17 protein-coding genes and 1 tRNA gene are annotated in these 19755 nt (G+C 69.1%); 4 read left to right on the plus strand and 14 right to left on the minus strand.

All coding sequences use genetic code 11. From position 1 onward, the window contains the following. Positions 1–23 precede the first annotated feature (23 nt). A complete protein-coding gene (locus AC4PMY_RS12515; protein WP_491622875.1) occupies positions 24–1085 on the minus strand; it encodes a serine/threonine-protein kinase in 1062 nt (353 codons plus the stop codon). A 244-nt stretch (positions 1086–1329) separates the two neighbouring features. On the opposite strand from AC4PMY_RS12515, the gene poxB reads away from it, so the two are divergent. Both poxB and rfbB read left to right on the plus strand, forming a co-directional pair. Continuing rightward, the gene (gene poxB, locus AC4PMY_RS12520) at positions 1330–3066 is read left to right on the plus strand and encodes a ubiquinone-dependent pyruvate dehydrogenase (protein ID WP_285039034.1); all 1737 of its coding nucleotides are present in this window, start codon (positions 1330–1332) and stop codon (positions 3064–3066) included. Positions 3067–3121: 55 nt separating this feature from the next. Further along, the gene (gene rfbB, locus AC4PMY_RS12525; RefSeq protein ID WP_491622876.1) at positions 3122–4120 is read left to right on the plus strand and encodes a dTDP-glucose 4,6-dehydratase; all 999 of its coding nucleotides are present in this window, start codon (positions 3122–3124) and stop codon (positions 4118–4120) included. Between the two features lie 285 nt (positions 4121–4405). Here rfbB and AC4PMY_RS12530 read toward each other — a convergent pair whose 3' ends face one another. The 5 genes from AC4PMY_RS12530 to AC4PMY_RS12550 form a co-directional block, all read right to left on the minus strand. Continuing rightward, positions 4406–5608: a M23 family metallopeptidase gene (locus AC4PMY_RS12530; RefSeq protein WP_491622877.1), complete on the minus strand. Its 1203-nt coding sequence runs from the start codon at positions 5606–5608 to the stop codon at positions 4406–4408. A gap of 259 nt (positions 5609–5867) precedes the next feature. Beyond that, on the minus strand, positions 5868–6695 hold the full coding sequence (locus AC4PMY_RS12535; RefSeq protein WP_491622878.1) for an inositol monophosphatase family protein: 828 nt from the start codon (positions 6693–6695) through the stop codon (positions 5868–5870). A 128-nt stretch (positions 6696–6823) separates the two neighbouring features. Further along, positions 6824–8095: an HNH endonuclease signature motif containing protein gene (locus AC4PMY_RS12540; protein ID WP_491622879.1), complete on the minus strand. Its 1272-nt coding sequence runs from the start codon at positions 8093–8095 to the stop codon at positions 6824–6826. A gap of 160 nt (positions 8096–8255) precedes the next feature. Beyond that, positions 8256–8337: transfer RNA gene (locus tag AC4PMY_RS12545), tRNA-Tyr, on the minus strand. A 105-nt stretch (positions 8338–8442) separates the two neighbouring features. Continuing rightward, positions 8443–9207 (minus strand): lytic transglycosylase domain-containing protein, encoded by a 765-nt coding sequence (locus AC4PMY_RS12550; protein ID WP_491622880.1) that lies wholly within the window; start codon positions 9205–9207, stop codon positions 8443–8445. A 53-nt stretch (positions 9208–9260) separates the two neighbouring features. On the opposite strand from AC4PMY_RS12550, the gene AC4PMY_RS12555 reads away from it, so the two are divergent. Then, positions 9261–9749, plus strand: coding sequence for a YajQ family cyclic di-GMP-binding protein (locus tag AC4PMY_RS12555; RefSeq protein WP_056014685.1), 489 nt, complete (start codon positions 9261–9263; stop codon positions 9747–9749). Positions 9750–10091: 342 nt separating this feature from the next. On the opposite strand, the gene AC4PMY_RS12560 is transcribed toward AC4PMY_RS12555, so the two are convergent. The 8 genes from AC4PMY_RS12560 to AC4PMY_RS12595 all read right to left on the minus strand — a co-directional run bounded on the left by AC4PMY_RS12560 (position 10092) and on the right by AC4PMY_RS12595 (position 18754). Then, on the minus strand, positions 10092–11129 hold the full coding sequence (locus AC4PMY_RS12560; protein WP_491622881.1) for an alpha/beta hydrolase: 1038 nt from the start codon (positions 11127–11129) through the stop codon (positions 10092–10094). Between the two features lie 73 nt (positions 11130–11202). Next, complete coding sequence (locus AC4PMY_RS12565; protein ID WP_491622882.1) at positions 11203–12300, minus strand: hypothetical protein; 1098 nt, start codon at positions 12298–12300, stop codon at positions 11203–11205. Between the two features lie 87 nt (positions 12301–12387). After that, positions 12388–13773, minus strand: a complete 1386-nt coding sequence (locus tag AC4PMY_RS12570) for an FAD-dependent oxidoreductase (RefSeq protein ID WP_314140270.1) — start codon at positions 13771–13773, stop codon at positions 12388–12390. 113 nt (positions 13774–13886) lie between these two features. Next, positions 13887–14948, minus strand: coding sequence for a polyprenyl synthetase family protein (locus AC4PMY_RS12575; RefSeq protein WP_491622883.1), 1062 nt, complete (start codon positions 14946–14948; stop codon positions 13887–13889). Between the two features lie 102 nt (positions 14949–15050). Beyond that, on the minus strand, positions 15051–15488 hold the full coding sequence (locus tag AC4PMY_RS12580; RefSeq protein WP_071258675.1) for a hypothetical protein: 438 nt from the start codon (positions 15486–15488) through the stop codon (positions 15051–15053). Positions 15489–15595: 107 nt separating this feature from the next. After that, a complete protein-coding gene (locus AC4PMY_RS12585; protein WP_064294589.1) occupies positions 15596–17155 on the minus strand; it encodes an APC family permease in 1560 nt (519 codons plus the stop codon). Between the two features lie 150 nt (positions 17156–17305). Further along, entirely contained in the window at positions 17306–18010 is a 705-nt protein-coding gene (locus AC4PMY_RS12590; protein ID WP_079003281.1) for a demethylmenaquinone methyltransferase, read from the minus strand. 63 nt (positions 18011–18073) lie between these two features. After that, positions 18074–18754: an SDR family NAD(P)-dependent oxidoreductase gene (locus tag AC4PMY_RS12595; RefSeq protein ID WP_491622884.1), complete on the minus strand. Its 681-nt coding sequence runs from the start codon at positions 18752–18754 to the stop codon at positions 18074–18076. A 101-nt stretch (positions 18755–18855) separates the two neighbouring features. Here AC4PMY_RS12595 and AC4PMY_RS12600 point away from each other — a divergent pair, with 101 nt between their 5' ends. Then, entirely contained in the window at positions 18856–19698 is an 843-nt protein-coding gene (locus AC4PMY_RS12600; RefSeq protein ID WP_491622885.1) for a helix-turn-helix transcriptional regulator, read from the plus strand. Positions 19699–19755: the final 57 nt, after the last annotated feature.

Raw genomic sequence — 19755 nt, forward strand, 5'->3', positions numbered from 1 at the left:
GACGAAACGTGGTAATGGGCCGATCAGAACGCGAAGATGCCGATGGCCACGCCGATCGCGAGGCCCGCGGCGGCCGTGGCGGCGGCGAGGAGCATGGCGATCCGCGGGTCGACGCCCTGGTCGACGACGAGTCCGAGCCGGGCACGCACCCGACGGACGCGGCGGACGCGCGATTCCGACCAGATCTCGCGCAGGCTGGATGCGACCTCGTGGGCGGCCGGGCGGTCCTCCGGCTTGCGAGCGGTCATCGACCGGAGCAGCGGGTGCCAGGCGGCGGGCAGCTCAGGCGGGATCACCGGGTCGCGGTGCAGTCGGGCCACCGCGGCTTCGACGACCCCGCCGTCGAACTCCCGACGCCCCGTGATGGCTTCGAGCAGGACCAGCCCGAGCGAGTAGATGTCCGTCTCGGTGCTGACCGTCTCCCCGAGCGCCTGCTCGGGCGACAGGTAGGACGCGGTGCCCGAGATGGCCTCGGTGTTCGTGAGTCGCGACCCACCCACGAAGTGCGCGATCCCGAAGTCGGACAGCTTCACGAGGTTCGCGTGCCCGAACGCGGCGATGTCGCTGAACAGCATGTTGTCGGGCTTGATGTCGCGGTGCACGATCGATCGCGTGTGGATGAAGGACAGCGCGTCGGCGACCTGCGCACCGAGGGCGGCGGCGTCACGCGGGAGCATCGGGCCGGCCTGCAGCTTGTCGGTGAGCGTGGCACCCGGGATGTACTCCATGACGAGGAACCGGTGTTCGACCCCACGGTGGACGACGGAACCGGAGTCGTAGAGCTCGACGAGGCCCGGGTGACGGAGTTCGCCGAGCAGGCGGATCTCCCGCTCCTGGCGCAGTCGGTCGTTCGCGGTCGCGGCCTCGTCGCGGAAGAGCTTCACGGCGACGGGACGGGAGAGCAGTTCGTCGCGAGCCCGGTAGACGTTGGCGGACCCGCCGGAGCCGAGCTGCTCGCCGATGCTGTATCGCCCGTTCGACAGGCTGACACCGGTGACGACCGTCTCGGTGTGCTCGGTGAACATCACCGATGGATCGGTGATCGACCCGGCGTGTGCCGGCGGTCGGTGCAGGGAGTCGCTCACGGCCGCCCCCTTCACGGTGCAGTCGATGTTGGCCGCGCCACCGCGTTCTCGGCAGGCTGTTCCAGCGACCACGTTACAAGGCGTTCGTCGTTCCGCCGGATTCGTGTCGGAGTGTTGAGAACGGCTAGCGCACCTGGTAGGCGTCGGCAAGACCACGATGCTCCCTTGCGGGCCCCGAACCGCGACGAGGACCATGGAGGGGGCCGGGGAACCCGGGCCGAGTCGTCTGCTGCGAGGAGCACCCATGTCCACTGTCGCTGAAACCGTCGTCGCAACCCTCCAGGCCAGCGGTGTGCAACGCGTCTACGGCCTCCCGGGCGACTCCCTGAACGGCTTCACCGACGCCCTCCGCTCCTCGGGCGGCATCGACTGGGTGCACGTGCGCCACGAGGAGGCGGCCGCCTTCGCCGCAGCTGCGGAGGCGGAGCTGACCGGCGAGCTGGCGGTCGTCGCGGCGAGCTGCGGCCCCGGGAACCTCCACCTCATCAACGGCCTCTTCGACGCGAACCGCTCGCGGGTGCCGGTGCTCGCGATCGCCGCGCACATCCCGAGCTCGGAGATCGGCAGCACCTACTTCCAGGAGACCCACCCACAGGAGCTCTTCCGTGAGTGCAGCGTCTACGTCGAGCTCGTGTCCGTCCCGGAGCAGCTGCCACGGGTGCTCGAGATCGCGATGCGCACCGCCGTGGAGCGCCGCGGCGTGGCCGTCGTGGTCGTGCCGGGCGACGTCATGCTCCAGCGGGCCGTGAGCGAGCACGTCTCCGCCATCCGCGCCACGCAGCCTCGGATCCTGCCGTCGGAGCATGAGCTCGACGAGGCCGCACGCATCCTCAACGCCGGCAAGCGTGTCACGATCCTGGCCGGTGCGGGCGTCGCGGGCGCTCACGCACAGCTCATCGAGACGGCTGACGCCCTCGCCGCACCGATCGTGCACGCCCTCCGCGGCAAGGAGCACGTCGAATACGACAACCCCTTCGACGTCGGCATGACCGGCCTCCTCGGATTCGCCAGCGGCTACCACGCGATGCTGTCGTGCGACGTCCTCCTCATGCTCGGCACCGACTTCCCCTACCCGCAGTTCTTCCCCGAGGACGCGACCGTCATCCAGGTCGACATCCGGGGTGAACAGATCGGCCGGCGGCACCCGGTGGACCTCCCACTCGTCGGCACCGTCCGCGACACCCTCGACGCGCTGCTGCCGAAGCTCGAGCGCAAGACCCATCGCAAGCACCTCGAGGAGTCGCTCAAGCACTACCGCAGTTCGCGGAAGGGGCTCGACGATCTGGCGACGGCCGACCACGACGGTCAGGCGATCCACCCGCAGTACCTCGCGAAGGTCGTCGACGAGCTGGCGACGGACGACGCCGTGTTCATCCCCGACGTCGGCTCCCCCGTCGTCTGGGCGTCGCGCTACCTCACCATGAACGGGCGGCGTCGACTCATCGGATCGTTCAGCCACGGCAGCATGGCGAACGCCGTTTCGCACGGGCTCGGGGCGCAAGCGTCCCACCCGGGTCGTCAGGTCGTCGCGCTCGCGGGCGACGGTGGACTCACCATGCTGCTCGGCGAGCTCATCTCACTCACCCAGAACAAGCTGCCCGTGAAGATCATCGTGATCAACAACTCCTCGCTCAACTTCGTCGAGCTGGAGATGAAGGCGGCCGGGTTCGTCAACTACGGCACCGACCTCGAGAACCCCGACTTCGCCCGCGTGGCCGAGGGCATGGGTATCCACGGCGAACGCGTCGAGCGGGCGAGCGAGCTGGAGGGTGCCATCCGTCGGGCCTTCGACCACGACGGTCCGGCGCTCGTCGACGTCGTGACCGCCAGGCAGGAGCTGTCGATCCCGCCGACGATCACCGCCGAGCAGATGAAGGGGTTCACCCTGTACGCGCTCCGGACGGTCATGTCGGGCAGGGGCGACGAACTGCTCGACCTCGCGAACACGAACCTGCTGCGCCGCATCCTGCCCGGTCACTGAACGACAGCCGGATTCCCCCGCGGTATCCGGAGACCGCCGGGTAGACTCGTCTACCGTGTCCAGACTTCTCGTTACCGGCGGCGCCGGATTCATCGGCTCGAACTTCGTCCACTACGTCCTGAACAACACCGATCACTCGGTGACCGTCCTCGACAAGATGACCTATGCGGGCAACCGCGCCTCACTCGACGGCCTCCCGGCCGATCGTTTCGAGCTGGTCGTGGGCGACATCCAGGACGCGACGCTCGTCGACGAGCTCTTCGCCCGTCACGACGCCGTCGTGCACTACGCGGCGGAGTCGCACAACGACAACTCCCTGCACGACCCGCGCCCGTTCCTCGACACGAACATCATCGGCACGTACACGCTGCTCGAGGCGGCTCGCAAGCACGGCACGCGGTTCCACCACATCTCGACCGACGAGGTCTACGGCGACCTCGAACTCGACGACCCGGAGCGCTTCACCGAGCAGACGCCGTACAACCCGTCGAGCCCGTACTCCTCGACGAAGGCCGGCAGCGACCTCCTCGTCCGCGCGTGGGTGCGTTCCTTCGGCGTCAAGGCGACCATCTCGAACTGCTCCAACAACTACGGTCCGTACCAGCACGTGGAGAAGTTCATCCCGCGCCAGATCACGAACGTGCTCGGCGGTGAGCGCCCGAAGCTGTACGGCACGGGCGAGAACGTCCGCGACTGGATCCACGCGAACGACCACTCGTCCGCCGTCCTCACGATCCTCGACAAGGGGGTCATCGGCGAGACGTACCTCATCGGTGCCGACGGTGAGAAGAACAACAAGGACGTCGTCGAGCTCATCCTCACCCAGCTCGGTCAGCCGGCGGACGCCTACGACCACGTGAACGACCGTCCCGGCCACGACCTCCGCTACGCGATCGACTCGTCGAAGCTGCGCACGGAGCTCGGCTGGGCCCCGGCGTTCAGTGACTTCGAGGCCGGCCTTGCCGACACGATCGCCTGGTACCGCGACAACGAGTCGTGGTGGAAGCCACAGAAGGCAGCCACCGAGGCGAAGTACCAAGAGCAGGGTCAGTAGCCCTCCAGCATCTCAGTGAAGGCCCGTCCGGTGTCAGCCGGGCGGGCCTTTGTCGTTCCGTACCCGGTCCCTGCGCTTGAAGACCCGGTCCCGGAGACCGGGCAGCGGTCCCTGGGCCCCGACCCCGCTCCCTCAGCCCCAACACCGGTCCCTGAAGCCTGTCGAAGGGCGACGCACCCCGTGGGCACTTCGACAAGCTCAGTGACCGGAGGAAGTCCCCGGGGCGAAACACGACTGCCCCGCCCGGAGTCGGGCGAGGCAGTCGAAGCGTCAGGTTCCGCGGCGTCAGTTGACGTTCGCGTAGAGCCATTCGAGCGGATCGACCCAGGTGACGCCGTCGAGTCGGATCTCGAAGTGGAGGTGCGGGCCGGTGGACATACCGGTGCTACCGGTGAGTCCGAGGATCGTGCCGACCTTGATCGCCTGACCTTCGGTCACTCGGACCGAACCATGCTGCATGTGCGCGTAGACGCTCGAGACGAGACGGCCGTTGATGGTGTGGTCGACGATGACGTTGACGCCGAGCGAGCCTTCGCCGTCTTCGACGTGGCGGACGACACCGTCGGCGATGACCTGGATGGGTGCGCCGTTGCCGGGGTTGAAGTCCTGGCCGTGGTGGTCGCTGGAGCACCCGGCGCAGTCGCGGGCACCGAAGCGGTCACCGATGGTGACACCGACCGCGAACGGCCACTGGATGGTCCCGTTCGGGTTGTTCGTGAAGGTGTTCGCCGGGCGGATGCCCATGGCGGCGGCGGCTTCCTCGACGGTGCTCGTCGTGTAGTCGTCGCGGGTGAAGGTCAGCTCGGCCGAACCCTCGCTGTCGAGCGACTGCGACGCCTGGTTGCTCAGCCCGTTGCCGTCGCCGAGCTCTGCCTGCGAGGCCTCGGCCACCGAGGTCGCGACGTCTTCAGCGGTGAGCAGCGCGTTGGCAGGCACGGAGGTGGCCACGGCCATGAGGGCGACGAAGCCCATCGCGGCACCCGCGAAGATCTTGGTGGTGATGCGACGCTTGCGCGCGATGCTCGTCGGGCGGGGCGACGCCGGTGTGGCGGCCGGGCGGGACGATGCGCGGGGCTTCGGGGCCGGCTTCGGTGCAGCTGCGCGGCGCACACGGGCGGCGTCGACCGTGGAGGCGTCGACCGTCACCGTGATGGACTCGGTGGCCGGGGTGGAGTCTGAAGCCACGGCCGGTTCGGTGATGAGCGGTTCTGCCTCGACCGGCGCGATGTCGGCGACGTCGGTGGTGTGCACGGCGTCGATCGCCTCGGCGATCATCTGGTCGACCGGGTCGACAGCCGCGGCCGTCTCCTCCTGGTCGGCGCTGGCCTCGTGCGTCGGGTCCTGCAGCACGGACTCCTGGTGCTCCAGGGCGGCCGCCGCCTGACGCTCACGTTCGCGGAGTTCACGGCGGCTGAGCGGCGGCGTCTGCAGGGGTGCAGCGTCGTTCTCGACAGACGTGTTCTGCGGGTCCTGAGGGTCGGGAAGCACAGGGGTGTCCTCAGGGCTGGCATGGCGTGACAAGGGGGCGGGGGCCTTTCAATGGGCTTGCAGGAAGGTCTCGACGTCCATCCGCGCGGGGGAACGCGAAGGTAACGAATGCATAAATGCTAGCAATGGGAGGCTGAAAAAGCCATGGCAGTGCTCGGTTTTATCCGAGAAAGCCCTGATCAGAGGCCATATGAGAGTTCTCTTATGAACGAGTCGCCACCGGAGCGCCACCGAGAGCGGCGGCGGCGGGCATGGGGCGTCACCCGATCGGCGTCGCGAAGCCCTGCTCGACGAGGAGCCGTTCGAGGACCGCGAGCAGCGGCGCATCGGCGGCCATGATGAGCTGCGTGGTGGCCGGAGCTCCGTCGAAGCCGGAGACCGTCGCGCCCGCCTCGGATGCGATGAGCGCGCCCGCGACCTGGTCCCACGGCTTCAGCCCGCTCTCGTAGTAGGCGTCGAGGCGGCCGGAAGCGACACTGCAGAGGTCGAGTGCGGCGGAACCGATACGACGGACGTCCCGGAAGGTCCCGAGGAGGGCGCCGAGCACGGCCGCCTGCTCCATGCGCCGCGAGGCGGTGTACGAGAAGCCGGTGCCGAGCAGCGCCACGTTCGGCGCCACACCTCGGTTGACTTCGAGGGCGCGGCCGTTCAGTCGCGCTCCGCCGCCGCGGGAGGCGGTGTAGTGCTCACCCAGGACCGGGTTCACCACGGCTCCGGCGAGGGCGGTCCAGGTGGCCGGGTCCGGTTCGCCCTCGACGACCCCGATGCTGACGGCGTACGCGGGGATGTCGTAGAGGTAGTTGACGGTGCCGTCGATGGGGTCGACGACCCAGGTGAGGCCGGAGGTCCCCGTCGCGCCGCCCTCCGTGCCGGTCTCCTCGCCGAGGAATCCATCGTCCGGTCGTGCGGCGAGGAGGCGCTCGCGGATGAATTGCTCGGACTCGCGGTCGGCTCGGGTCACGACGTCCTCGACCGACGACTTGCTCGCGGCGATCTCGACGCCCTCGCGGCGTCGGCGCAGGATCAGCTCGCCGGCCTCTGCGGCGATGTCGGTGGCGATCTGGAGGAGTTCTTCGTGTCCGGTCACCCCACCACCCTATGGCGGCACGACTTGAGTGCCCTTCGACAAGCTCAGGGACCGGAGCGTTTCCGGGCACGCCTCTCCCGGTCACTGAGCTTGTCGAAGTGCCCACGAAGGAGCCTTCGTCGGCGGGGTCAGAACGGCGCGGGATCGGGTTCGGTCCGGTGGTGTTTGCCGTCGGGTGTCGTCCACTCGAGGACTCCGCCGGGTCTGTGGTCGAGGTTCCACCCGGGCAGATGCTTCATTCGGTGATGATGTCGACACAGGCACGCGAGATTCCCGACATCCGTCGCGCCGCCGTCCTCCCACGCGACGGAGTGATCGAGGTCGCACGCTCTGGCTCGTCTGCCGCAGCCCGGTGCTCGACAGGTGCCGTCCCGCAACCGCACTGCCCGTTGCAGGTCGGCCGGAACCCGGTACTGATTCCGGCCGACGGAGAGGACCGCGCCGGTCTCGGGCTGGACGAGGATCCGGGTGAAGCTGGGGGCGTTCACCGCGATGCGCGCGGCGGTCTCCGGGTCGATGGGGCCGTACCCGTCGAGCGTTGCCGGCGCCTCGGAGACACCGGCCATGCTGAGCGCCGGGACGGTGATCTGCACGGTGGGGACGACGTGTTGCTGCACTTCGATCGGGTGTGGCAGGACCGGGCTCGACATGACATCTTCCGGCGTCACACCGGTGAGGGCGAGGGCCGCGAGGGCGTCCGCCTGCAGCTGGGCGCACGTGCGAGTGTCGCCCGCTTCGCGTGACTCGGCGGCGGCCGTTTCAACCCGTTCGATGATGCCCTGGGCGATGGGCGCGGTGGTGAAGAGATGCACCCAGGCCATGCCATCCGCTGCGGGCTCGAATTCCACCCGGCGATCCGCCTCGGAGCGGACGGCTCGGGCGGTGATCGATTCCGGATGGAGGCGCTCGCGCAGGACGCGGGTGCGTTGACGGAGGTACGAGACGGTCGCGCCTTCGGCGACCGGCAGCACCTGCTCGAGGAACACCGCCCGGCCAGCGGCCGGGACGTCGCAGAGCTGGTCAGTGATCACCTGCGCATGCCGCGCCGAGATGCGCCCCGCCTCAAGCGACGCCAGCACGGCCGGCGCCTCGTTCACGAGCCGCTCGGCATCGCTGGTCGCACACTGGACCGTCCGCTCCGGGATCCGGGTCGCCATCGCGAGGGCCGCACACGTCGACCGACGAGACAGCGCCCGGCGCTCGGCCGGCGGGAAGATCGCAGGGACGGTGGCGTCGGCGAAAGCGTCCGCGTAGGCAGCTGAGCGGGCGAGGAGGCGCGCTTTCCGTGCGTCGAGGACGGCCTGCTGCCGGTGGAGGTCCGCCCACTCGTCCGAGAACTCCGCGAGCCGCGCGGCGTAGTCGTCGCCAGCTCGAACTGCGGAGGTGGTGGTCTCGGTCATGACTCCAGTCCATCATGGACCACTGAAATTCCAGATGCCGAGTCGGGTCGGTTGTGGAAGGCTCATTGTGTGCCCTTCGACAGGCTCAGGGACCGGCGGGGTTCCCCCCGGCTCGCCAGCACGAAAATCGCCCCATCCGGAGGATGAGGCGATTTGTCCGTGGCGAGTGAGGGATTCGAACCCCCGAAGGCTGAGCCGTCTGATTTACAGTCAGATCCCTTTGGCCGCTAGGGTAACTCGCCAAGCGCGCCCGACCGACTTTCGAACAGCCAACCGAAAGCGCTTGACCAATATAGCCGTCAGACCGCCGGACGCGAAATCAGCATCGGCATCCGTCGCCGAGCCGCTCAGCGCTTGTCGGACGGCGCGGCTTCGGCGTACTCGTTCGCCGCGGCGGCGACCCGCCGAAGGTACTCGGGTGACGAGTTGTACGCCCGGATCCCACTCAGCCAGCCGTCCTCCGTCCGCATGTCGTAGTCGCTCGCCCGGCAGAGGTAGTTCGCGGCAGCCATCGCCGCGTCGTCGAGGTTCTGCGGGTCGAGCACGCCGTCACCACTCGCGTCGGTCCCCCAGTTCTCCCACGACTGCGGGATGAACTGGAACGGGCCGACGGCACGGTCGTGGACCGGGTCGCCGTCGATGACCCCCTGGTCGGTGTCGGTGATCTCCTCGGTCTCGCCACCCTTCAGCGGCACACCGAAGATCGGCGGTGTCACGACGCCGTCCTCGCCGAGCTTCGAGCCGTCGTGGCGACCGTGGTCGCTCTCGGCGAACCCGACAGCCGCGATCGTCGTCCAGCCGATGCCGCACTCCGGCGTCAGCTCGGCCTTGCGGATGGCGGCACCGGCATAGGACCGCAGGGCGCGCTCGGGGATGTCACTCGCCTCGGCGACCTCGGTGATCCACTGGGGATCGGCGAGGTCGACGTTCGCGACACCGCCGTCGGGGGCGTCACTCTTCGGCGGGAGCTCGACGGGAACCGCATACGGGACGGGGGCCGGCTCGGGAGCACAACCGCTCAACACGAGCACACCGATCACCAGGGTCGCTCCGGCGAGCGCCCCTCGTCGTCCGACGATGGTCCGCTGGTCCTGCTTCACCGGGCTGCGCATCGCACCCACCCAACCACACCTGCCTGAGCGACACCGGCGCTACCATGGTCCACATGGCAGATTCATCGTTTGACGTCGTGAGCAAGGTCGACAAGATGGAGGCGGACAACGCCCTCAACCAGGCGCACAAGGAGGTCGAGCAGCGGTACGACTTCAAGAACGTCGGTGCCTCGATCGCCTGGAGCGGCGAGAAGATCCTCATGAAGGCGAACACCGAGGAGCGCGTGAAGGCGATCCTCGACGTCTTCGAGTCGAAGCTGATCAAGCGCGGCATCTCGCTCAAGAGCCTCGAGGTCGGCGACCCGTTCGCGAGCGGCAAGGAGTACCGGATCGAGGCGACCCTCAAGGAGGGTATCAGCCAGGAGATCGCGAAGAAGGCCAACAAGCTCATCCGCGACGAGGGCCCGAAGTCGGTCAAGTCGCAGATCCAGGGCGACGAGCTCCGTGTCTCGTCGAAGAGCCGTGACGATCTCCAGGCCACCATGGCGCTGCTGAAGGGTGCCGACCTCGACATCGACCTCCAGTTCGTCAACTACCGCTAGCGGGTCGGACGCGGTCGATCACCTCGATCGCGTCATGATCGATCCCCGCACCACTCTCTTCACCGGAGCACCCGATCCGGTGGGCTCCCGTTCGGCACGGTGCCGGACGAACCGCACCCGCGCGAGCGGGCTCGATGGTTGGAGTGCAGCAGTGGATCACCAGAGACCCGCGGACGGGTCGCATCTCGAACTCTTCCGGACCTCGCGCGCCGGCCAAGAGGTCGGTGTCCCGTGCTGGTGCGCGATCGGTGCGAACCACAGCTACGCCGACTGGCTCGCCGCCGGGCGACCGGATCCCCGCCGTCCGATGGGCTCGCGACGACACCTCCCGCCCACTGAACGCTAGCGGTCGGCGGTCGGCGGCTTCGTGAGGTAGCCGCGTCCCCACGCGACGATCTGCTCGAACGCGCGCTGTCGGACGGGCTCCTCGGACAGGAAGACGTCGTGCAAGGCGCCGTCGAGCCGCACGATCGTGACGGTCTCGCCCAGGTCGAGCGCGCGTTCCGCGACCGCGTCGACGTCGAGCGCCGTGTCACTCCGCATCATCGCGTCGTTCCACCGCGGCAACAGGACACTCCGTGCCGACAGCAGCGTGAGGGCCGGCACGCGCAGCTGCAGGCCCGCGTCGACGAGCCGATGCCCTCGCAGGATCGCGTTCAACCACCCGGGATGCAGCGGGAACCCGTGGAGCGGCCGCCAGGCGAGGTCGTAGTCCCAGGCCCCGTCCATCGTGCTCGACACGGAGCGGGTGTAGAACCCGAGGTCGACGACGGGGAGCTGCGCACGCGGGTCGATCCGCGATCCGGCTTGGACGAGCGGGGCGATCGCGAGCCGTCCGAGTTGCCTCGCCTGGAATTCGAGCCACGGACTGTTCAGGACGAGACCGGCGACGCGATCCTGGTTCCGGGCCGTCCAGAGGCTCAGCGTGAGCCCGCCGGTCGAGTGGCCGAGGAGGACGAGTCGGCGCCGGGTCCGCCGCCCGGCGGCGTGCTCGTCGGAGCCATGCCCCATCACCGAGAGCGCTGCCTCGATGTCCTCGTCGTAGGTGCGGAGGTCGTCGACGTATCCCGGCGTCTGGTGCGGGCGGAGGCTCCGGCCGTACTTGCGCAGATCGAGTGCGTAGAACCGCGCTCCGAGCCTGGCCCAGAATCGCGCGAGATGGCGTTGGAAGAAGTAGTCGGACCAGCCGTGGACGTACAGGACATCGATGCCGTCCGCGACGTCGGGCAGCAGGAACTCGCCGAGCTGCTCGAGGGGCGGCATCCGGTAGCGGACGAGGGTCGCGACGACGTCACCTTCATCGTCCGGTTCGAGGGTCAGCGTGCGCTGCTGGAAGCCCCCGCCGAGGATGTCGGCGGTCCACCCGCGAGATCCGGCCATACCGCCACGTTACCGCGCCCCGTGATCGATGGTCGGATGGTCGGGCTCGCCCGCCGACCATCCGACGTTCCGACTACTGCTGGTACGGATTGTGCTGCTGCGGGGCCTGCGGCTGCTGTCCGTAGGGCTGCTGCGCCTGACCGTGCTGCTGCGAGCCGTGGTCGTGCTGACCCTGCTGGTGCTGGCCCTGCTGCTCGTGCTGACCCTGCAGGAACTGCTGACCGTGCTGCTGACCGCTGTGCTGCTCGTGCGGAGCGTCGGCGAGGCCCTCGGGTGCGACGAACCGCGTCGCGAGCACGGCACCGATCGTGAGGAAGCCCGCGAGGGTGACCCCGTAGAGGATCGGCGACAGGAAGCCCTGGTTGACGAAGAACGCCGGCGTGCCGTACTGCTCGACGACACCGCGCACGATGGTGACGATGAGCACCACGAGCAGCAGGACGCCGGTGCCGACGGCCGCGGCGATGCCCACCGACTGGATCAGGTCGCGGGCGGTGCGGACCCGCGTGAGCGGACGGACCATGATGAGGATGAGTGCCGCCCCTGCGCCCCAGAGGGCGATGTTGACGAGGTTCGCGCCGAAGCCCAGCAGGACGTCACCGACGGGGAAGTACTCCGAGATGCTGAAGAAGGACCCGATGATGCCCACCAGTGCGACGGCCGCAGCGATACCCGCTGCGATGCCGACCGATACGAGCGCGAGACGCGTCTCGCGTGCACGAGGGTTCGGCGCCTTCTGCGGAGCCTGCACGTACTGCTGCGGCTGACCGTACTGACCCTGCTGCGGCTGACCGTACTGCCCCTGGGGGGCTCCGTACTGACCGGTCTGCTGCGGCTGGCCGTACTGCCCCGTGTCCTGACCGTACTGGCCGCTGTGCTGCGGCTGGCCCGGGTGCTGCGGCTGGCCGTACTGGCCCTGCTGCGGCTGACCCCACTGGCCCGTCTGCTCACCGGTCTGCGGCTGGCCCCACTGGCCACCCTGCTGCGGAGCCGGGGTCTGCTGACCCGCCTGGTCCCACTGCTGCTGCACGGGATCCGGGTGCATCTCGCCGTAGCGCGGCTGCTGCTGGTGCTGCTGCCGGCCGTCGGCGACGAATGCCGGCGGCTCGGACGGCGGTACGGACGTCGGCTGCTCCGACGGGACGTTCTGGGGCGCGTTGGGGTCGGTCATCCGTCCAGCATAGTGACCGACGCCCGTCGGAACCGGGTTCCGTCGAGCGGCTTGACGCGGGGCGATCGGCGGGATCGCGGGCGCGGCTCAGGCGGACGGTGTCCCGGTGCCCGAGGGCTGCGCGCGCGAGATCGCCACCATCTCCTCGCGCGGCACCACCTTGATGCGGGCGCGACCCTGTGGTTCACCGAGCGCGATCTCATGCTGGTCGAGGAGGTGCCAGCCCTCGAGGTCCGTGTAGGCCACGCCGCGCGACTCGAGCAGCGCGACGACGGCCTCCTCCTCGGGTTCGGCCGGCGCCCACCAGTCCGCCTGATCGTTGATGACGTGGCTGATGGTCTCCATCGCGTCCGACTTCGTGTGGCCGATGAGGCCGACCGGACCACGCTTGATCCACCCGGTCGCGTAGACGCCCGGGACGCGCTCGTTGCTCTCGGGGTGGAGGACCTTGCCCTCGTGGTTGGGGATGACGCCGTGCCGAGAGTCGAAGGGCACGCCGGGCAGCGGGCTTCCGAAGTACCCCACCGCGCGGTAGAGCGCCTGGATCGGCACCTCGCGGATCTCACCCGTGCCCTCGACCCCGCCCTGACCGTCTGGTCTCGTCCGCTCGTACCGGAAGGCGGCGACCTTGCCGGAACCGTCGTCGACGACTTCGACCGGCTTCGCGTAGAAGTGCAGGTGCAGTCGGCGCGAGGCCTGACCGGTCTCCCGCTTGCGCCACTGCTGCAGGACGCGGTCGATGACCATGACCTGCTTGTTGCTCGCCACCGCCGCCTTCGACGCGTCGTCGTAGTCGAAGTCCTCGTCGGCGAGGATCATGTCGACGTCGTTGAGTTCCCCGAGTTCGCGGAGCTCCAGCGGCGTGAACTTCACCTGTGCGGGCCCGCGACGCCCGAAGACGTGCACGTCGGTCACGGGCGACTGCTGCAGCCCCTCGTGGACGTTGGCCGGGATCTCGGTCGGGAGCAGATCCTCCGGGTGCTTCGCGAGCATGCGAGCGACGTCGAGCGCGACGTTCCCGTTGCCGATCACGGCGATCGACTCCGCTTCGAGCGGCCAGGTGCGTGGGACGTCGGGGTGTCCGTCGAACCAGCTCACGAACTCGGCGGCACCGTACGACCCGTCGAGGTCGATCCCCGGGATGTCGAGCGGGGCGTCCTCGACGGCACCCGTGGAGAAGATCACGGCGTTGTAGTGGTGCTTGAGGTCGTCCAGCGTGATGTCGACGCCGAAGCGGACGTTGCCGAAGATCCGGATGTCGCCTCGGTCGAGGACGTCGCGGAGCGCGTTGATGATCCCCTTGATACGCGGGTGGTCGGGCGCGACACCGTAGCGGACCAGGCCGTACGGGGCCGGAAGCTGCTCGAAGAGGTCGATGGAGACGTCGAACTTCCGTTCCGCCTTGAGGAGGATGTCCGCCGCGTAGATGCCTGCGGGTCCTGCGCCGACGATGGCCAGCCTGAGCTTGGTCACGGTGGTTCCTTTCGTGTCCCCGTGCGGGGTTCCGGGTGCAGCCGGTGGAGCGCTCCGGCCGTCATGCATGCGCATCTGGGATGCCGTGCCGCCCCGGTGGAGCGGCGCCGCCATCAACTCCTTCGGTCGACGATCGCCTTCGCGAAGTGCACGAGCGCCTTCTTGACCGAGCCTTCGGGCAGTGGTGCGAGTGCAGCGATCGCCTCGTCGGCCCACTGCCGGGCCTCGGCGAAGGTCCGCGCGGTCACGGCGTGGTCGCGCAGGGTGGCCACGAGCGCGGCGAACCGGACGGGGTCGTGGTCCGTCTCCGTGACCTCGGCGTCGAGACGGGCGACCAGCGCTGCCGCCTCGGGGTCGGCGACGGCCTCGCGGCGCAGGTAGAGCATGGGGAGGGTGACGACGCCGGCCCGGAGGTCGGTGCCGGGGACCTTGCCGGTCTCCTCCGGTTGCGGCGACAGGTCGATGACGTCGTCGATGAGCTGGAAGGCGATGCCGACCTTCTCGCCGAACTCGACGACCGCACTCTCGTACGCCTCGGGGGCGTTGGAGAAGATGACGCCGCTCCGGGCCGCGGCGGCGATGAGCGACCCTGTCTTGTCGGCGAGGACCTGGATGTAGTGCTCGACCTCGTCCTGGCCCTCGCGAGGACCGGTGGTCTCGTGCAACTGCCCCAGCACGAGGCGCTCGAACGTGGCGGCCTGGATCCGGATCGCCCGCTCACCGAGGTCGGCCATGATCTGGCTGGCACGGGCGAACAAGAGGTCGCCGGTGAGGATGGCGGTGTTGTTGCCGAACACCTGGTGGGCGCTGGGCACGCCTCGACGCTTGTCGGCGTCGTCCATGACGTCGTCGTGGTAGAGCGACCCGAGGTGGGTGATCTCGATCGCCTCGGCCGCCCGCAGGACGTTGTCGGTGATGCCGTCGCCGAGCTGGGCGATGAGCATGGTGAGCAGGGGGCGAACCCGCTTGCCGCCGGCCTCGAGCAGATAGCGCGCGGTGACGTCCACGAGGTCGTCGGTGAACCCGAGCTGCTCCTCCAGACCGATCTCGAGGCGGGCCACGCCGTCGTCGATGGTCTTGGCGAGCTTGCGGTCTGCACCGGTCGCGAACATGCGTTCGGCAAGCCCGGCCTGGCTGGCCAGGTTGCTGACACGGCGGGTCGCGCTGGGATTCACAGCTCTAGCCTAGCCGGGGCAGCCCGTCACCGGTGCCGGAGGACCGGAATCCACGGGCGCGGTCAGGCGATTGGCAGCTGTGGTCGGACCACACGACGCGATTCAGCGGAGCTGCACACCCTCGGCGTCGTAGAACGCCAGGTGCGGGAACTCGTGCGCGAGGTCGAGCAGCATCGAGTACCCGTCGGTGTTGAGGGGCGGCCACGTCCAGGCGTCGACGCCCTGAGCGGTCGGCAGTGCGGCGCGGAAGAGGCCGGCCTCGACGCCGGTCCCGAGGTGTTTCGGCGGCACGACGACGAGGGCGATCCTGGCCGACGGTCCCGACGCCACGAACTGGAGCCGCGCACCGGTCGCGTCGTCTCGCACGATGAACTCTCGGGTGCCCGGGGTGTCCGGCGGGATCTCCGTGGTGTCGTAGCGCTCGTACGGCTTCGCGAACGCGGACTTCGCCCGCCTGGCGTTCATGAGGATGACGACGAGCACGAGACCGACGATCGCGATGCCCCAGATCCACGGGCCGCCTGGCAGGGTGTCCAACATCCCTCCAGTATGCCCGGCCCGCCTGGACGACCCCGGGAGATGCCCTTCGACAAGCTCAGGGACCGGAGGAAGGCTCAGGGACCGGAGGAAGGCTCAGGGACCGGAGGTCAGGTGAGACCACCGTCGACGGAGCGGCCGTACTCGATCGGCTCGTCCGGCACGAGGACCTCGGTGTCGCGGTTGAGGCTCTCCCCGCGGAAGAAGGGCCGCGAGGCCTTGCGGCCGTACCAGAGCAGCATGAGCACGAACCCGAAGGCCAGCGAACCGACTCCGATGACGAACGTGCCGCCGACACCGAACAGGACCGTGTAGCCGTAGTCCACGTCGAACATGTCGATGCAGCTCTGCACGAAGGCGTAGGTGAGCATCAGCGCACCCAGCAGCGGGAACAGCCCCTTGAAGAAGAAGTCCTGTGCGGAGCGGAAGAGCACCTTGCGGAAGTACCAGACGCACGCGTACCCGGTGATGCCGTAGTAGAAGGCGATCGCGAGTCCGAGCGACAGGATCGAGTCGGCGAGGATGTTCTCGCTCACGAGCGTCATGCCGACGTAGTAGACGATCGCCACGATGCCCATGACGAGTGTGGAGAACGACGGGGTCTTGAACGTCGGGTGGACGGTCGCGAACCGTTTCGGCAGCGCCTTGTAGGCGGCCATCGAGAGCGTTCCACGAGCTGTCGGCAGGATCGTCGTCTGCGTCGAGGACACGGCCGAGATCAGGACGGCCACGACGAGGATCCAGGCCCAGGGGCCGAGCACGAGGTCCTTGAGCGCGAGGAAGATGTCGTTCGCGTTGTCCTCGTTGCCGAGCCCGGTGCCCGTGTCGCCGAGCCCGGCGTAGGCCATGGCGGCGACCGTCACCGTGACGTAGGTGACGAGGAGGACGACGGTCGAGATGAGCGCTGCGCGACCCGGGATCTTCTGCGGGTCCTTCGTCTCCTCGTTCAGGGCCAGGCAGGTGTCCCACCCCCAGTAGATGAACAGCGCGAGCAGCACGGCCTCGATGAACCCGTGATAGTCGCCGAAGGCGAACGGATTGAACCAGTCGAGCGAGACCGGCGTGGCGTTCGGAGCCGTGCCGTTCGCGACGCCGATGAAGGCGAACACGGCGAACAGCACGAGCGCGAGGTACTGGATCGCCAGGAGGATGTTCTGGATCCGCTCCCCCAGCTCGATGCCGCGGTACGAGACCCACGTCATGAGGGCGATGAACACGACACCGGTGGCGGTGACGAGTGGGACGTTCGAGGCGAGGGAACCGTCGCCGATGAGCAGCCACAGGTACTGCCCCGCGATCTGTGCGAGGTTCGCGAGCACTACGATGCCGGCGAGCGCGACGCCCCACCCGCCGATCCAGCCGGTGACCGGGCCGAAGGCCTTCGTCGCCCAGGTGAAGGTGGTGCCGCAGTCCGGCACGTCACGGTTCAGCTCGCGGTAGGCGAACGCGATGAACAGCATCGGGATGAAGGCGACGATGAAGGCGATCGGCGCCTGGGCGCCCACGGCGAGCACGACGAACCCGAGCGTCGCGACGAGCGAGTAGACCGGCGCGGTCGACGCCAGGCCGATGATCACGGAGCCGAAGAGGCCGAGGGTGCCGGTGGCGAGACCCTTGCCGCCGGTGGGTGATGCCGGCTGCGACCCGCGGGCCGTGTCCTGTGCTGTCATGACGGAACGGTAGGGCCGGGTGCACCCGTGTGTCAATGCTCCCGTTCGGGACTGGGCTACGGAATCAGTCGCGCGGCCTCATGGGAAGTGACGGGATCAACCGGTTCCACCCCTCGAGAATGCCGAGACGAACCCCGATGGTGACGCGACTCAGGCCGGCTTGAGTCCCCGGTGCAGGGCGACGATCCCGCCGGTGAGGTTGCGGTACGCGACGTGCTCGTAGCCCGCTTCGCGCAGCCAGGCGGCCAGCTCCGGCTGGCTCGGCCAGGCGCGGATCGAGTCGTTCAGGTAGGTGTACGCCTCGGCGTTCGACGACGCGACGCCCGCGACGAGCGGCATGACCCGCTCGAGGTAGAGGTTGTACGCGGCGCGCATGGGCCCGAACGTCGGCGTGGAGAACTCGCAGATGACGATCCGGCCGCCGGGCTTCGTGACCCGGAGCATCTCGGCGAGGGCGTCCTTCGGACGGACGACGTTGCGGAGACCGAAGGAGATCGTCGTGGCGTCGAACTCCTCGTCGGCGAAGGGGAGGTCGGTCGCGTCGGCCTCGACGAACTGGATGTCGGAGCGGTCGGCGTACTTGTCGCGACCCACGGCGATCATGCCGGGCGAGAAGTCGGCGGCCACGACCTGCGCCCCGTTGCGGGCCAGCGCCGCGGAGGACGTTCCCGTGCCGGCGGCGAGGTCGAGGATGCGCTCACCGGCGGCCGGACCGACCGCACGAGTGGTCGCGATGCGCCACAGGGCGTCGTTCCCGACGGAGAGGACCGCGTTCATGCGGTCGTACTTCGTCGAGACGTCGTCGAACATGGCCGAGACCTGCTCGGGCTGCTTGGAGAGGTCGGCGCGGTTCACCCGTCCATCCTACGTCCGCGCCGCTGGGAGCCGGCCGTCCGAGCACGGCTCCCAGGCTCACGCTCAGTAGTCGATGCGTCCGTGCCGGTTGTGGAACTCGCCGGTGGGACCGTCCGGACCGAGCAGGGCGAGCGCGACGGTCGCGTCCGTCCCCTCGGTCACCGTCTGGTGGCCGCCGTGCCCGTTGAAGTCGGTCGCCGTGTAGCCCGGGTCGCTCACGTTCACCCGGAACCCGGGCAGGTTCTTCGCGTACTGCACGGTGAGCGCGATGACGGCCGCCTTCGACGCGGCGTACGGGATCGTCGGCACCGCGAACTCGTCGGCCCCCTCGGTGGTGAGGAAGCGCGGCCACCCGACCCCGGAGGCGACGTTCACGATGACGGGTCGGGACGAACGACGCAGGAGGGGCAACGCCGCCTGGGTGACGCGGACGACACCGACGACGTTCGTGTCGAGGACGTCCTGCATCGACTCCGGGGCGAGGTCGTCGACGCCGAAGGACGTGCCGAGCACGCCGGCGTTGTTGACGAGCACGTCGAGCTCCGGGAGCGCCGCGAAGGCCGCGTCGACGCTCGCCTGGTCGGTGACGTCGAGCTGGACGGGGTGGGCACCGAGTGCGGCGACGGCATCGCCACGGCCCAGGTCGCGCATGCCGGCGTAGACGGTGTGGCCGGCGTCGATCAGTCGGCGTGCGGTTTCGAGTCCGAGGCTCTTGTTGGCCCCGGTGATGAGTGTGGTGGTCATGGGTCCATGCTCCGCCCGGCATGGTCGGTCCGCCAGGCCCCGGTCGACAGGAGGACCGGCAGTACCAGGATGCGGACCGCCGCCGGGGGCACAATGGCCGGATGGACGAATTCGCCGGTGTGCTCCGGGCCTGGCGCGAACGGGTCTCCCCTGCCGAGGTCGGTCTCCCCGCCGGCTCAGGACGACGGACTGCCGGCCTGCGCCGCGAGGAGCTCTCCGCCCTCGCCGGCATCAGCGTGGACTACATCGTCAGGCTCGAGCAGGGTCGCGCCAAGAATCCTTCGCCGCAACTGCTCCGGGCCCTCGCGGTCGCCCTCCGACTGACGGATCAGGAGCGCGACCACCTCTACCGGGTCGCCGGAGCCGCTCCACCACCGCCCGGGGTCGTCCCCCGGCACATCGGTCCGGGCGTTCAGCGCATCGTCGACCGGCTCGGCGACGTGCCGCTGGCGGTCTTCTCCGCCGCCCACGACATCCTGCTCTGGAACCCGCTGTGGGCCGCGGTGAACGGCGATCCCTCCGCCCTCGTCGGCGACGATCGCAACCTGGTGTGGCGGCACTTCACCGCGGGGCACGAGGGCACCGACTTCGACGAGCAGCACGAGGAGGAGTTCGCGAGCGACCTCGCCGCAGACCTCCGGGCCGCGGTCGGGCGCTACCCGCGGGACGACGAGCTGGCTCGACTCGTGGCCCGGCTGCGATCGGTGTCGCCCGAGTTCGAGCGGCGCTGGGCGGAGGCCAGGGTCGCGGAGCACCGGGCGAGCCGGAAGACGGTCACGCGGACGCCGGTCGGACCGATCACCGTCGACTGCGACGTCCTGTCCACGCCGGGCGGCGACCTGCGCATCGTCGTCTACACGGCGGCACCGGGCACCGAGGACGCGGCGAAACTCGCACTGCTCGGGGTCACCGGGTTGCAGACGATCGGCACGCCCGGCCGGTGAACGCCCCGCCGACCAGGCCGTGAGCACCCCGCCACCGGTCGGGCTGCGGCGGGGAGT

Source organism: Plantibacter sp. MDV22-iso1 (assembly GCF_058408345.1).